This is a genomic window from Leisingera sp. ABD4_442 (assembly GCF_056160905.1).
The window spans coordinates 1-13,429 of record NZ_JBSWYB010000013.1 but is presented as its reverse complement, the minus strand read 5'-3'; the positions used below and the strand labels follow the sequence as shown (position 1 = coordinate 13,429).

General features: G+C 65.5%; 11 protein-coding genes. 4 read left to right on the top strand and 7 right to left on the bottom strand.

Annotated features, from left to right (window positions below; all coding sequences use genetic code 11):
• Positions 1-59 precede the first annotated feature (59 nt).
• Genes ACXAHG_RS12010 through ACXAHG_RS12000 form a run of 3 tightly spaced genes read right to left on the bottom strand, consistent with a single transcriptional unit; the run spans position 60 to position 2,088 of the window.
• Positions 60-857 (bottom strand): metal ABC transporter permease, encoded by a 798-nt coding sequence (locus ACXAHG_RS12010; RefSeq protein WP_475057579.1) that lies wholly within the window; start codon positions 855-857, stop codon positions 60-62.
• Complete coding sequence (locus ACXAHG_RS12005; protein WP_475057577.1) at positions 854-1,609, bottom strand: ATP-binding cassette domain-containing protein; 756 nt, start codon at positions 1,607-1,609, stop codon at positions 854-856. The genes ACXAHG_RS12010 and ACXAHG_RS12005 overlap by 4 nt, the downstream gene beginning before the upstream one ends.
• Positions 1,606-2,088 (bottom strand): Fur family transcriptional regulator, encoded by a 483-nt coding sequence (locus ACXAHG_RS12000; RefSeq protein ID WP_475057574.1) that lies wholly within the window; start codon positions 2,086-2,088, stop codon positions 1,606-1,608. The genes ACXAHG_RS12005 and ACXAHG_RS12000 overlap by 4 nt, the downstream gene beginning before the upstream one ends.
• A 101-nt stretch (positions 2,089-2,189) precedes the next feature.
• Between ACXAHG_RS12000 and ACXAHG_RS11995 the strand changes: the two genes are divergently transcribed.
• Positions 2,190-3,275, top strand: coding sequence for a zinc ABC transporter substrate-binding protein (locus tag ACXAHG_RS11995; RefSeq protein ID WP_475057572.1), 1,086 nt, complete (start codon positions 2,190-2,192; stop codon positions 3,273-3,275).
• A 33-nt stretch (positions 3,276-3,308) separates the two neighbouring features.
• Here the strand turns inward: ACXAHG_RS11995 and ACXAHG_RS11990 are convergent, their stop codons facing one another.
• Entirely contained in the window at positions 3,309-4,580 is a 1,272-nt protein-coding gene (locus ACXAHG_RS11990; protein ID WP_475057570.1) for an NAD(P)/FAD-dependent oxidoreductase, read from the bottom strand.
• Positions 4,570-6,072, bottom strand: coding sequence for an L-piperidine-6-carboxylate dehydrogenase (gene amaB / locus ACXAHG_RS11985; RefSeq protein WP_475057730.1), 1,503 nt, complete (start codon positions 6,070-6,072; stop codon positions 4,570-4,572). The genes ACXAHG_RS11990 and amaB overlap by 11 nt, the downstream gene beginning before the upstream one ends.
• 151 nt (positions 6,073-6,223) lie before the next feature.
• Between amaB and ACXAHG_RS11980 the strand changes: the two genes are divergently transcribed.
• The 3 genes from ACXAHG_RS11980 to ACXAHG_RS11970 all read left to right on the top strand — a co-directional run bounded on the left by ACXAHG_RS11980 (position 6,224) and on the right by ACXAHG_RS11970 (position 9,325).
• Positions 6,224-7,114: a LysR substrate-binding domain-containing protein gene (locus ACXAHG_RS11980; RefSeq protein ID WP_475045454.1), complete on the top strand. Its 891-nt coding sequence runs from the start codon at positions 6,224-6,226 to the stop codon at positions 7,112-7,114.
• A gap of 1 nt (position 7,115) precedes the next feature.
• Positions 7,116-8,003: a LysR substrate-binding domain-containing protein gene (locus ACXAHG_RS11975; RefSeq protein WP_475045453.1), complete on the top strand. Its 888-nt coding sequence runs from the start codon at positions 7,116-7,118 to the stop codon at positions 8,001-8,003.
• Positions 8,004-8,116: 113 nt separating this feature from the next.
• A complete protein-coding gene (locus ACXAHG_RS11970; protein ID WP_475045451.1) occupies positions 8,117-9,325 on the top strand; it encodes a pyridoxal phosphate-dependent aminotransferase in 1,209 nt (402 codons plus the stop codon).
• Here ACXAHG_RS11970 and ACXAHG_RS11965 read toward each other — a convergent pair.
• Both ACXAHG_RS11965 and ACXAHG_RS11960 read right to left on the bottom strand, forming a co-directional pair.
• The gene (locus ACXAHG_RS11965; protein WP_475045450.1) at positions 9,322-11,862 is read right to left on the bottom strand and encodes an AMP-binding protein; all 2,541 of its coding nucleotides are present in this window, start codon (positions 11,860-11,862) and stop codon (positions 9,322-9,324) included. The genes ACXAHG_RS11970 and ACXAHG_RS11965 overlap by 4 nt on opposite strands.
• Positions 11,863-12,055: 193 nt before the next feature.
• Positions 12,056-13,429: LamG-like jellyroll fold domain-containing protein (locus ACXAHG_RS11960; protein WP_475057568.1), on the bottom strand; the 1,374-nt coding region annotated here is incomplete at its 5' end.

The following is a 13,429-nucleotide window of genomic DNA, read 5'->3' as shown; positions in this document are numbered from 1 at the left end:
CGGGGCGGTTCCGAGGCAAGGCAGCCCGCGTCGAGCCCGTGCCCGGGCTGTGCCGGTTTTCAGGTCCGGCGCAGCACACCGGCCAGGCTGGAGAAAGCAAACAGGCCGGCGGCCAGGCAGACAATGCTGGGGCCTGCAGGTGTGTCCAGAACAAAAGCGAGCTTCAGCCCTCCGGTGGCTGCCAGCATGCCCAGCAGCGCGGCGATGACGGCCATGCGCTCTGGGGTGGCGGCAAAGGGGCGGGCGGCGGCGGCCGGGATCAGCAGCATGGCGGCAATCAGCAGCACGCCAACCACCTTGATCGCCACCGCCACCACCAGTGCCAGCGCAATTGTCAGCACCATCTGCTCGCGCCGGGGATCGATGCTGGCGGCATGGGCCAGGTCCGGGTTCAGGGTGGCGGTCAGCAACGCCGACCAGCGCCACCACAACAGCGCCAGCACAAGCACCGCACCGCTCCAGATCACCGCCAGGTCGAGGCGGCTCACCGCCAGGATGTCACCGAACAGATAGGCCATCAGATCAATCCTCACCCCTTGCAGGAAGGAGACGGCAACCAGGCCGAAAGCCAGCGAGGAATGCGCCAGCACCCCCAGCAGCGTGTCCATCGCATAGCCGCGCCCGGCGAGCGCTGAGACCGTGGTGGCCATTGCCAGCGCGGTGGCCAGAACACCTGCAAAAACCGACACATCAAAGCTGAGCGCCAGCGCCACGCCGAGGATAGAGGCATGGGCGGTGGCATCGCCGAAATAGGCCATCCGGCGCCAGACCACGAAACAGCCCAGGGGCGCGGCGGCCAGCGCCACGCCGATACCCGCCAGAGCGGCGCGGATCAGGAAATCGTCCAGCAGGGTCATTCGGCGGCCTCGTGTTGGTGTCCGTGATTATGGTCGCAGCCGTGATCGTGGCTGTGGTTATGCTCATGCCGGTAAAGCGCCAGGGCGCCTTGAGTGCCGGTGCCGAACAGGGCGCGGTATTCCGGTGCGCTGGCAACATGCTCGGGCGCGCCCTCGCAGCAGATGTGGCCATTGAGGCAGATCACCCGGTCAGAGGCCGCCATCACCACATGCAGCTCGTGGCTGACCATCAGCACCGCGCAGCCGATGTCCTGGCGGACTTTCTCGATCTGCTGGTAAAAGGCAGCCGAGCCGGGCTGGTCGAGGCCTTGGGTGGCCTCATCCAGGATCAAGAGCTGCGGTTTGCTGAGCAGGGCGCGGGCCAAGAGCACCCGCTGGAACTGGCCGCCGGAGAGGCCGGACATCTGGCGCGCGGCTAGATTGCCGGCGCCTGCCTGCGCCAGTGCCTCTGCCGCGCGGGTATCGGAAACGCGGGCGGGCAGGCTGAGGAAGCGGCGTACGGTCAGCGGCAGGGTCGGGTCAATGTGCAGTTTCTGCGGCACATAGCCGATGCGCAGGCCGGGCGTGCGTGCAACGGTGCCGCCCGAGGGTTTCAGCGCACCGATCACGCTGCGCAAGAGGGTCGATTTGCCGGAGCCGTTGGGGCCAACCACGGTGACGATCTCGCCGGCCTCGATGCTGAGGGTCACGCCGGACAGAACCGTGTTGCCGCCGTAGGTAACGGAAAGGCTGTCGAGGGAAATCAGGCTCATGCCGCGGGGGTTTCCTGGCATTTCGGGCAGAGGCCTTCGGCCTCGATCACGGCACGTTCGATGACAAAGCCGGCGGCGCGGGCGGCCTGGCCGAGCTGGCCTTGCGACGGCTCGCGGGAGGCTTCGGCAACCGCATCGCAGGACCGGCAGATCAGGAAGAACGGCGCGTGGCTCTCGCCCGGGTGGGTGCAGGCGATGAAAGCGTTCAGGCGCTCGATCTTATGGGCGAGGCCGTTTTTGACCAGGAAATCCAGGGCGCGGTAGGCGACGGGCGGCTGCGAGCCGAGGCCCTCTTCGCGCAGCCGGTCGAGGATGTCGTAGGCGCCAAGCGCGCGGTGCTCCTGCAGCAGGATCTCCAGCACCCGGCGGCGCACCTTGGTGAACTGCAGCGCGTTTGCCCGGCAATGGGATTCGGCGGCGGCGATGCCGTCGTGAACGCAGCTGCTGTGGTCATGCGGTTCGAAACCGATGGACTCCATGGGATCAGGCCTCCGGGGGTGGGCAGGATTGGCTCTTGATATGTAATGTTATGACGTTTATCAACCCGGGCGAATGTTATAAAGTTACATCGGAGGATGGCATGCGGAACGCGGTGGCAGTTGCAGCGCTTTTGGCGGGGACAGGGGCAGCCTGGGCGGAGGTGCCCAGGGTTGCGGCGGATATCACACCGGTGCACGGGCTGGTGGCGCGGGTGATGCAGGGCGTGGGGGAACCTGCCCTGGTGGTGCCGCCGGGCGCGTCGCCGCATGGCTATTCGATGCGCCCCTCCGAGGCGCGGGCGCTGGATCAGGCGGATGTGGTGTTCTGGATGGGGGAGGCGCTGACGCCTTGGCTGCACGGCCCGCTGGAGGAGCTGGCCGGCGATGCGCACCGGGTGGAGCTGCTGGAGGCTGCGGGCACCACGGTGCTGCCGTTCCGCGAGGGTGCCCGGTTTGAGGCGCATGATCATGGCGATCATGAGGGCCATGGTGATCACGATGACCACAGTGGGCATGAGGATCATGGGGATCACGAAGATCATGCGACCGAAGGTCATGATGACCATGACGACCATGATCACGAGGCGCATGCTGAAGACGGTCATCATGCTGAAGACGGTCATGATGATCACGAAGGTCATGATGATCACGCCGATGCGCATGCCGGCCATGATCATGAAGGTGATGATCCGCATGCCTGGCTGCTGCCGGCCAATGCGCAGGCCTGGTTGGATGTGATTGCCCAAGAACTGGCAGAGCATGACCCGGACAATGCCGCTGCCTACAGGGCCAATGCCGCGGCGGGCAAGCAGGAGATTGCGGAAACTGTGGCCGCGATCTCGGCGCAGCTGGAGCCGTTCCGGGGCAAGCAGTTCATCGTGTTCCACGATGCTTACCAGTACTTCGAGCGCGGCTTTGGCCTGAATGCGGCCGGCGCGATTTCGCTGGGGGATGGGGTCAAGCCGAGCCCGGCTCGGGTTGCGGAAGTTCGCGATGTGGTGGCGGATCTGAATGTGGCTTGCGTGTTCTCGGAGCCGCAGTTCAATCCGGGTCTGGTCGCCACTGTGCTGGACGGCACCGGCGCGGGTACCGCGGTGCTGGATCCGCTCGGCGCCAAGCTGCAGCCCGGGGCGCAATTCTACCCGGCGCTGCTGCAGGAAATCGGCGCGGCGATCGCCGGCTGCTGAGCACGTGGGGCGGGCCATAACGGCCCGCCTTTTTCATCTGTTGCTGATTAGATGGGTGAGCGTGGCGCCGGTCTCGTAATAGGCGCTGCGCAGGCCGGCGAAGGGGATTGCGTGGCCGCTGGCGGGCGGCACCGGCAGGCAGGTTTGGTCGCCGGTCAGAAGTGCCTCGGCCATTGCGGTGCCGAATAGGGTGCCGGGACCGATGCCGCGACCGGAGTAGCCGAAACAGGCATAACCGCCCTGCAGGTCGAGGATCTTGGGCAAGTGTTCGGTGGTCATGGCGATGCGGCCGTGCCAGTGGCTGCGCAGTCTCACATCTTTCAGCTCCGGATAGAGCGCCGCCAGCTTGCGCGGCAGCCAGCTGCGGTGCAGGGCGCTGCCGAAGTGGTTGAGCGCGCCCATGCCACCGATCACCAGCCGCCCGGCCTGATCGAGGCGCCAAGAGGACATCACCAAGGCGGTGTCCCAGCAGCCTTCCTTGTGTGGCAGGATCTTCTTGAGCAGGGGGCCTGGCAGCGGGCCGGTGGCGGCCTGGAAGTAATGCACCGGGATTAGCTGCGGGGCGTCATAGCCCGAGATGTCGCGGGCATAGGCGTTGGTGGCCATGATCAGATGCTTGGCGCGGAGGCTGCCCTTGGGGGTGGTGACATGCCAAGTGCTACCATCGCGGCGGATCGCGGTGGCCGGGGAATGCGCGTGCAGCTCTGCGCCTGCGTTTGCGGCGGCCCGGGCGAGGCCGCGGGCGTAGGCCAGCGGCTGGATGGTGCCTGCGCGCGGGTCGAACAGGGCGCCGTGCACCGCTTCGGAGCCGGTGCGTTGGATGGCTTCCTCGCGGGAGAGCAGTTTGACCGGCGCGCCGGTGGCGCGAAGCTGGGCGTGGCGGCGCTGCAGGTCCTCAAGGCCGGCAGGCGCGTGGGCGCAATGCAGGGTGCCGTTGTGTTCCGGCTCGCATTTGATGGCGTGTTTGGCGATCAGCGAGAACACCATTTCCGGCGCGCCGGCCAGCAATTGCGAAAGGCGGTTGCCGGTTTCCGGGCCCAGTTCGGCGTTGATGTCTTCGGGCGGCAGCCAGAGGCCGGCATTGGCCAGCCCCACATTGCGGCCCGAACCGCCGCTGCCGATCTCCTCCGCCTCGATCAGGCAGACGGTGGCGCCAAGTTCCGCGGCCTTCAGCGCGGCGGAGCAGCCGGTGTAGCCGCCGCCGATCACCACGAGGTCGGCTGTCGCCTCCTCGGTGAGTTCCGGGAAGGCGGGGTTTTCCTGGCAGGTTTGCTGCCAGAGGCTGGACGCCAGATCAGATGTCAAACTTGATCCCCTGAGCAAGCGGCAGCTCGCGTGAATAGTTCACGGTGTTGGTCTGCCGGCGCATGTATCCTTTCCAAGCGTCGGAACCGCTTTCACGGCCGCCGCCCGTCTCCTTTTCGCCCCCGAAAGCGCCGCCAATCTCAGCGCCGGAGGGACCGATGTTCACATTGGCAATACCGCAGTCGGAGCCCGCTGCCGAGAGGAAATATTCGGTCTCGCGCACGTCGGTGGAGAAGATGCAGGAAGAGAGGCCCTGGGGCACTTCGTTCTGCATTTCAATAGCTTGGTCCAGATCGGCGTATTTCACCACATAGAGGATCGGGGCAAAGGTTTCAGTGTGCATGATCGCGGTCTGGCTGGGCATTTCGGCGATGGCAGGATGGGCATAGGCGGCATCGCCGTGGCTGTCCGCCAGCGCTTGGGTGCCACCGTGCACGGTGCCGCCTTCGGCCTTGGCGCGTTCCAGCGCGCTGGTCATTGCGTCCAGCGCGGCGCTGTCGATCAGCGGGCCGACCAGGGTGCCGTCCGCCAGCGGATCGCCGATCGGCAGGTCCGCGTAGGCTTTGATCAGGCGCGGGATCAGCGCGTCATAGATGTCTTCATGCACGATCAGGCGGCGCAGGGTGGTGCAGCGCTGGCCGGCGGTGCCGACGGCGGAGAAGACGATGGCGCGCAGGGCCATTTCCAGATCGGCGGAGGGCGCGACGATCATCGCGTTGTTGCCGCCAAGCTCCAGGATGGTGCGGCCAAGGCGTTTTGACATATCGGCGGCAACCGCCTTGCCCATCGGTACCGAGCCGGTGGCAGAAATGAGGGCGACGTCATTGGAGGCGGTCAGCGCCTCGCCCAGATCACGCTCGCCGATCAGCACCTGGATTAGGCCCTCGGGCGCGTCATCGCCAAAGGCGGCCATGACGCGTTCACAGATCTTCTGCACCGCCAGCGCGGTGAGCGGGGTTTTCTCCGACGGTTTCCAGATCACCGGGTCGCCGCAGACCAGCGCAAGTGCTGCGTTCCAGCACCAGGGGGCGACGGGGAAGTTGAAGGCAGTGATGATGCCGCAGGTGCCCATCGGGTGCCAGCTCTCACGCATGGCGTGGCCGGGACGTTCCGAGGCGATAGTGAGACCGTAAAGCTGCCGCGAGAGGCCTACGGCAAAGTCGCAGATGTCGATCATCTCCTGCACTTCGCCAAGCCCCTCCTGGTAGATCTTGCCGCATTCCAGGGTGACGAGGCGGCCCAGGTTTTCCTTTTCGCGGCGGAGCTCGTCGCCCAGCAGGCGGACCAGTTCGCCGCGGCGCGGGGCGGGCATCAGGCGCCAGGATTTGAAAGCCGCCTTGGCGGCGGTGATCTGCGCTTCGGCCTCCGCCGTGCTGTGGGTTTTCAGGCGGGCGATTTCGCTGCCGTCCACCGGCGTGGTGACGGAGAGGCTGCCGCCGGTGAGTTCGGCCTCAGTCAGGCCTGCAGCGGCGAGGATGTCGGAATGGAGCATGTCGGCGTCCTTGTGCATGGGGCGGGGCATGAGCAAAACTTTTGGCTGGTTTGCGCAAATGCCCTGCGGGGCGTCTGTCTGATATAGAAATTGCACCGGCGGCGCTGGATTGCTAATGAAACTAAATCCTGAAGCCATGAGTTAACATCATATGATTGCCCCGCGCCGGTTCCTCCCTTCTATCCCTTCGCTGCTGGCCCTTGAGGCTGTGGACCGGCTGGGCAGTGCCTCAGCCGCGGCGGAGGATCTGTCGCTGACGCAAAGCGCCATCAGCCGCCAGCTGAAGCAGCTGGAAGAGCAGATGGGGGTGGATCTGATTGCCCGTGACCAGATGCGGATGCAGCTGACACCTGCGGGTTCAGGCTTTGCCAAGGAGGCGCGGGCGGTGCTGACGCGGCTGGCACAGGCCTCGGTCAAGCTGCGCGCGAACCCGGACGGGGGCAGTTTCACGCTGTCGATCCTGCCGTCCTTTGGCCTGCATTGGCTGGCGCCGCGGCTGCGGGAGTTTGCCGCTGCGCATCCGGGCATCACGGTGAACCTGCACACCCACAATCTGCCGTTCAGCTTTGATGCGGGCACAGCGCAGGCGGCGATCCATTACGGCACCCGGGACTGGCCGGGGGTGGAGTATCTGCCGCTGATGCCGAAACATGTGCTGCCGGTCTGTGCGCCGGGGCTGATGGAGGGGCCGGTGGCCTCTCCGGCGGAGCTGCTTAGTTACCCGCTGTTGCATCTGGAGACCCATCCGGACAGTTGGGAACAGTGGTTTCAGATGCATGAAGTGCCGGCCCAGAAGCTGAAGGGCATGCTGTTTGACCAGTCCTCAGCGATGACGCAGGCAGCAGTGCATGGGCTGGGGGTGGCCTTGCTGCCGGACTTCCTGGCGGAGAACGAGATTGCCCAGGGGCGGCTGGCGCTGGCGATGGAGGGGGCTGCGGTGAGCCTGGGGGAGTATTTCCTGGTCTGGCCTGCAGATCAGGCGGAGGACTATCCGCTGATCAAGTTCCGCGAGTGGCTTCTGTCGCAGTTGGAGGAGAATTGAAATGCGCCTGCCAAGCCTGACCCATCTGCGCTGTTTTGAAAGCGCCGCGCGGCATCAGAGTTTCACCGCGGCCGGCGAGGAGCTGGGGCTGACGCAAAGCGCGGTCAGCAAGAAGGTGAAGGAGCTGGAGGCGGACCTGGGGTTCGACCTGTTCCAGCGGGCCGGGCGCGGCGTGGTGCTGACACCTGCGGGGCAGGGGCTGGCGGCGGATCTGGAATTGGACCTGGCGGGCTTACGCGCGACCTTGCAGAAGGCGGCGGCGGCCGGGGCCGGGCGCTCGGCTTTGCGGGTGGCGGTGCTGCCGGCCTTTGCCAACCTGTGGCTGATCCCGCGGCTGCCGGATTTCTTTCAGCGCCACCCGGAGGTGGAACTGAGCTTCTCCACCCGGCTGGAGCCGTTTGATTTTGCGCGGGAAAACTTCGACCTGGCGGTGCATTACGGTCTGGATAACTGGCCCGGCACCCATATGGCACCGCTGTTCGGCGAGGAAATGGTGCCGGTCTGCGCGCCGGGGTTTTATGCCGCGCATCAGCTGGAGTTGGCCGCCAACCTGGCGCAGGCGCCGCTGCTGCATCTGGACAGCCGGGCGGGGTCCTGGGCGGAGTGGTTCGAGCGTGCCGGGCTGGCTGGCAGCCCGCGCCAGGACGGGCGCTATTTCGACCAGCACTCGATGGTGATTGCGGCGGCAGCGGCGGGGCTGGGCGCGGCGATTGTGCCCTATGACATGGTGGCGCGGGAGATTGCGGGCGGCGATCTGCTGCGGATCCCGGGGCCTGTGCTGGAGTCGCGCAAACGCTATTTCCTGGTGCGCCCGCACGGGCCGGTGCCGGAGGCGGTGCAGAAGCTGGAGGCCTGGATGCGCAAGCAGTTGCGGGTGCGGCCGGATTGAGGTGAGCCGCTAGCCATGACTAACTGGAATGGATGCGGTCGGGACCGGCTGGTTTTCCAGCGCAACCGGAAGCTTCACTCTGGGTGCGCAAAAACCAGCAAGGAACCTTTGCCATGGCCCACTTCCGCCGCGCCAGCCGTCTTGAGCCGCTTGAGGTCTCGGAAATCCTGACAATCGGCGCCAAGGCCGCCGAAATGAAACGCCAGGGCGCGCCGGTTATCATCCTGGGCGCGGGCGAGCCGGACTTCGACACGCCTGACCACATCAAAGAGGCCGCCACTGCCGCGATGCGGGCGGGGGAAACCAAGTACACTGCGCTTGGCGGCACGCTGGGGCTGCGGAAGGCGATCCAGGCCAAGTTCAAGCGCGACAATGGCTTGGATTATGCTCTGGATGAAATCACCGCCGGAACCGGAGCCAAGGAAATCTTGTTCGATGCCTTCATGGCCAGCCTCAACCCGGGAGACGAGGTGATCGTGCCGACGCCCTATTGGACGTCGTATTCAGACATCATCCGTATTGCGGGCGGCGAGCCGGTGCTGGTGCCCTGCGGCAGCGAGACCGGCTTTCGGCTGACCGCTGAGAAGCTGGAGGCGGCGATCACCCCGCGCAGCCGCTGGCTGCTGCTGAACTCGCCATCGAACCCGGCAGGGGCGGGCTACGGCGCGGCGGACTACCAGCCGCTGCTGGAGGTGCTGCTGCGGCATCCGGATGTCTGGCTGATGGCGGATGACATGTATGAGCATATCACCTATGGCGGCTTTGAGTTTGCCACGCCCGCGCAGGTGGAGCCGCGGCTGAAGGACCGGGTGCTGACCGTCAACGGCGTCTCCAAGGCCTATGCGATGACCGGCTGGCGGCTGGGCTATGCGGGCGGTCCGAAGGCGCTGATCGATGCGATGAAAGTGGTCCAGTCGCAGTCGACCTCGCATCCGTCGTCGGTGTCGCAGGCCGCTGCCGCGGCAGCGCTGAACGGGCCGCAGGAGGTGCTGGCGGAGCGGCGGGCCAGTTTCCAGGCGCGACGCGATCTGGTGGTGGCGGCCTTGAATGGCATGGAAGGTCTTGATTGCCCGGTGCCGGAGGGGGCGTTTTACACCTTTGCCAATTGCGCAGGCGTGCTGGGCAAGCGCACGCCGCAGGGTGCGCTGCTGGAAACGGACGCGGATTTCTGCGCCTACCTGCTTGAGCAGCACCATGTGGCGGTGGTGCCGGGGCGGGCCTTTGGCATTTCGCCCTATTTCCGGATTTCCTATGCAACGTCTGAGGCAGAGCTGCGCACGGCGTTGACCCGGATTGGGGCCGCGGTGTCGGCGCTGTCTTAGGCCTGTAACACAGCCGGCTGGCGGCGGTTCCGTGCCTGGGACCAGGCCTGCACCAGTTGGCGCTGCAGGGCAGCGGCTGCGAGGCCGAGAGCGATGCCGCCGAAGATGGCCAGCGCATCATTCAGCGGGCTGCGGCCTTCGAGGCCGGCCAGTGGCATCAGCAGCTCGGGCACGAAGCGGTGCAGCAGATAGATGTGGAAGGCGGCCTGCGCCAGTCGCATCAGCGGCCGCACGGCGAAGCGCGGCATCGCCAAGCGCGGGATGAACAGCAGCCCGGCGATCAGTGCCAAGAGCCACATGTATTTGATCCAGCCGCCGTACCAGTTGCCGCCGAGATAGGCGGCCATTGGCATGATGACGCAGGCGGCCGCCAGCACCAGCAGCCTGTGCCCCAATGTGCTGGCGGCGGTGATACACCAGCCAAGCACAAACAGGTAGAAGACCCATGGCACGGTGAACTGCGCCCGGCCGCCGATGTTCCAGATTTCCGGCACACCGAGGCGCAGCGCGACGGCAAACCCCAGAAAGCACAGGCCTGTGCGGAAGGCGCCTTGTTCCGCCAGCCAGCGCCGCACCGGCGGCAGGGCAAAGGGCAGCGCCACCAGCAGGGTCATCTGCAGGTAAGCCTCGATGAACCAATAGAGATAGGGTAGCATCAGGTGGGTTTCAGGCGTCGTCACGGCAAAGTTGCCGACCAAGAAGAGTGAGACCCAAGGCACCTGTTCCCAGGCCACGGCATAGCCCGCCAGGATCAGGTAATAGGGGATCAGCACCGCCGCCACGGGTTTGAAGAAGCTGCGCATATCCCCGGATTTCAGCGCCTCCCAGCGGAAGCCTGCGACGCTCATTCCCATCAGGATCACCATCGCCGCGGCGCCGCCGAAGACCGGCCAGAAAGTCTGATGCGCCACCACGACTGCCAGGATCGCGATCACCCGGGCCGCCAGGTCAAAGGGCAGGCTGGCCGAGGGGGACGGGGCGGCTTGCTCCAGCTGTCTGACGGGCATGGTTTCCCAGCCCGCAGGGGCGCCGCCGAGCGCCTCGTCCAGGGCCAGGGACAGTTCGACATGGCGCAGCGAGTCGCCGCCCAGCGAGGCAAAACTGTCATTGCGGCCAATGGTTTGTGGCGCAAAGGCGGCCTGGTAAGCAGCCAGCACGCCTTTGGCGCGCGCGGGTTTGGCAGATTGCGCCTTAAGCGCCGGATAGTCGGTCTTGCCATTGGCCCGCCGCGGCAGGGATTTGCGCGGGAACACGATGAAATGCTGCTGGCCGACACCGGTGAGCTTGGCGGCCAGCGCGGCGATACCGTCCTGCGGTCCGCAGATGGCGATGCAGATGCGGCTGTCGTCGCCCCAGACCGCCGCCTCATGCCCCTGGGCGGCCAGGGCGCGCTCAATGGCGTCATGGCCGATGCGCAGGCCTGCGATCTTTGACATCCGCGACAGCCGCCCGGTGATATGGTAAAGCCCGTTTGCATCGCGCCGGGCCAGATCGCCGGTGGCGAGTTCGGAAAGTTCCGCGCCCTTAGCAAGATCGGCGTGGCTTTCGGCATAGCCCATCATCACATTCGGGCCCTGGTAGACCAGCTCACCCTCGCCCTCGGGCGCGGTGATTTCCCTGCCGCCCGCGTCGCGCAGCATTAATTGGCCGCCGGGGATGGCGCGGCCAGCGGCGCCGGGGTGGTCCAAAGCCTGTTCAGGCGGCAGGTAGCTGATCCGGGCGGTTGCCTCGGTCTGGCCGTACATGACAAAGAACCGCCCGGCCCGGGCCTGCATCCGCGCGGCCCATGTGCGGACCTGTTCCATTTCCATCGCACCGCCTGCAACGGTGAGGGCTTTGATGGTTTCCGGCAGCGCATGGGACAGGCTTGCGCTGTCCAGCAGCCGGAAGTGATGCGGCACGCCAGCCAGGCTGGTGGCGCCGGAGGCCTCGAGCGCATCGGCAAAGCCTGCGTCCAGCACCGAGCCGGGAGCAAGCCAGAGGCTGGCGCCGGCGGCGAGATGCGAATGCAGAACAGACAGGCCATAGGAATAGTGCAGCGGCAGGATCAGCGCGGCGCGGTCGCGGGGCTGTATCTCCAGATATTCCGCAATGGCGCGGGCGTTGCTGTCCAGGGCTTTGGCGGACAGGCGCACGCCGCGGCCGTGGCCGGTGCTGCCGGAGGTTTGCAGCAGCAAGGCGAGGTCCGGATGAACCTCTGCCGCCTCATGGGTGTGTGCCATCAGCTCCCAGGTGCTGCCGCGGCAGCGGAAACTGGCGGCAGGGCGGAAGCGCTCTTCGAGCATTGCCGCAGTTGCCGCGTCTCCTGCCGGCAGCGGCATGACCGCATGTCCGGCCGCCAGGGCTCCGAGGTATGCGCCAATGGTTTCGGGGCTTGCCGCGGCTTCAATTGCAATCAGCCGCCGGTCCTGCGGCAGCAGCGTGCTGAACTGTGCGGCACCGCTGGCCAGCTGCGCATAGGTTGTCTTGGTCCCGTCTGCCGCGATCAGGCAGGTCCGGTCCCCGTATGCACGCAAATTTGCCAGGTCGTAGAACATCCGCAACTCCTTTGAGCGCGGCGGGTATAATAAGCTACTAATTTTGTCAATTATTTGATGGGCGGTATTCTGCTAGCCAGTTCGCAGGCCGCACTTCAACAAAAAACTTCCCGGAAGATGAGCGTTCGCGGGTGGGACTGGCGGCAGGCGCTGGCTGCCAGTCCCGTGGTTTTCAACAGCTGCAGTGCGGGTGTCAGAGCAGGCCGCCGAAGGCAACCGTCTGATCCGCAAAGACCAGCAAATCGATGTCCAGCAGCTGGTCGCGGCCTTCATAGAACCCGTCGGCACCGCCGCTGGCGGCATCGGTCACCGTCAGACGGGTGACATCTGTCCCGCGGTTGGAATCGAAGTAGGTGTAGCTTTCAAAGCTGTAGTCTTCGAAATTTCCATCAAACACCGCGCGGTCCTTGCTGGACTGGCCGGAGTCATTCCAGCTGTGGCCCTGCAATCGGTCGTCGCCCAGCCCGCCATAGAGCCAGTCGGAGCCATCTTCGCCATAGAGGGTATCATTGCCGTCGCCGCCGAACAGCTGATCCCGGCCGCTGCCGCCTGCCAGCTTGTCATCGCCGGACTGGCCCGAAAGCGTATCCTCGCCGCCGCCGCCATAGAGACTGTCATTGCCGCCGCCGCCGCGCAGCAGGTCGTCATTGCCATGGCCCTGCAGGCGGTCATTGCCTCCGCGCCCGATCAGCACGTCGGCGCCGTCCGCGCCGCGCAGATCATCTTCGGTTTGCGAGCCGAATTGGATGTCGGCGGTCCGGATGGTGATGTCCTTGAATGCCGCAAAAGCATCACCCGGGTCCAGCGTGGTTGCGGTGCCGCCCTTGCTGATACTGGTTTCACCGCCGCCGCGGCTGAACTGGAAGCTGTCGATGCGGCCATCAATATACGCATGGTCGCTGCGTGGATTGCTGCCGAACACGTCTTCGCCGCTCAGAACTTCGCCATAGATTGCCAGCCCGCTGATGGAACCGTCGAAATAGCTGTGGATCTTGCTGGTTTCGCCGGGCGTGTTGCTCCAGCCCGAAGCGCCGGCGATCAGGGCCTCCTCGTTGCTCGTCCAATTGAAATCCAGGCCGGTGTCATAGGCGATCCGCGCGCCGTTCAGGTAGATTTCCACGCCGCCGCTGCCGAAATTCAGGCTGAAGTCATAGTCCTTGCCTGCCTGGACCGCATTTGCGGCAGTGAAATAATGTGAGGCTTCGCTGTCTTGCAGACGCACGAGCAGCTTGCCGGTGTCATCCAGATAGACTGTCAGATGGCCGCCATCGCCAAAATCTGCGGCATCCTTGGAGAGAAGTGTCTGGTTGCCGGACAAGCTGCCCGCGTTGAAACGAAAGGCGATGGTGCCGCTGGCCAGCGCCAGACGGCTGTCATGATCAAACACATAGGCGGAACGGTCTTCCGCCTCGAATTTATGGCGGCCGGTCATGGCAAAAACCGGGGTTTCCGGTGCTGCCAGGCCCAAGCTGCTGTCGTCCGCCAGCGCTGCCCCCGGGACTTTGATTTTGCCGGTGTTTTCGGAGACCTCTTTGGGGGCCAGGGCCTCCTCCAGGTCGTCGATTGT

Bases quoted from the DNA above. Each gene is read 5' to 3' on its own strand.
- ACXAHG_RS12010 (WP_475057579.1), bottom strand. From the start codon at position 857: ATGACCCTGCTGGACGATTTCCTGATCCGCGCCGCTCTGGCGGGTATC.
- ACXAHG_RS12005 (WP_475057577.1), bottom strand. From the start codon at position 1,609: ATGAGCCTGATTTCCCTCGACAGCCTTTCCGTTACCTACGGCGGCAAC.
- ACXAHG_RS12000 (WP_475057574.1), bottom strand. From the start codon at position 2,088: ATGGAGTCCATCGGTTTCGAACCGCATGACCACAGCAGCTGCGTTCAC.
- ACXAHG_RS11995 (WP_475057572.1), top strand. From the start codon at position 2,190: ATGCGGAACGCGGTGGCAGTTGCAGCGCTTTTGGCGGGGACAGGGGCA.
- amaB (WP_475057730.1), bottom strand. From the start codon at position 6,072: ATGCTCCATTCCGACATCCTCGCCGCTGCAGGCCTGACTGAGGCCGAA.
- ACXAHG_RS11980 (WP_475045454.1), top strand. From the start codon at position 6,224: ATGATTGCCCCGCGCCGGTTCCTCCCTTCTATCCCTTCGCTGCTGGCC.
- ACXAHG_RS11975 (WP_475045453.1), top strand. From the start codon at position 7,116: ATGCGCCTGCCAAGCCTGACCCATCTGCGCTGTTTTGAAAGCGCCGCG.
- ACXAHG_RS11970 (WP_475045451.1), top strand. From the start codon at position 8,117: ATGGCCCACTTCCGCCGCGCCAGCCGTCTTGAGCCGCTTGAGGTCTCG.
- ACXAHG_RS11965 (WP_475045450.1), bottom strand. From the start codon at position 11,862: ATGTTCTACGACCTGGCAAATTTGCGTGCATACGGGGACCGGACCTGC.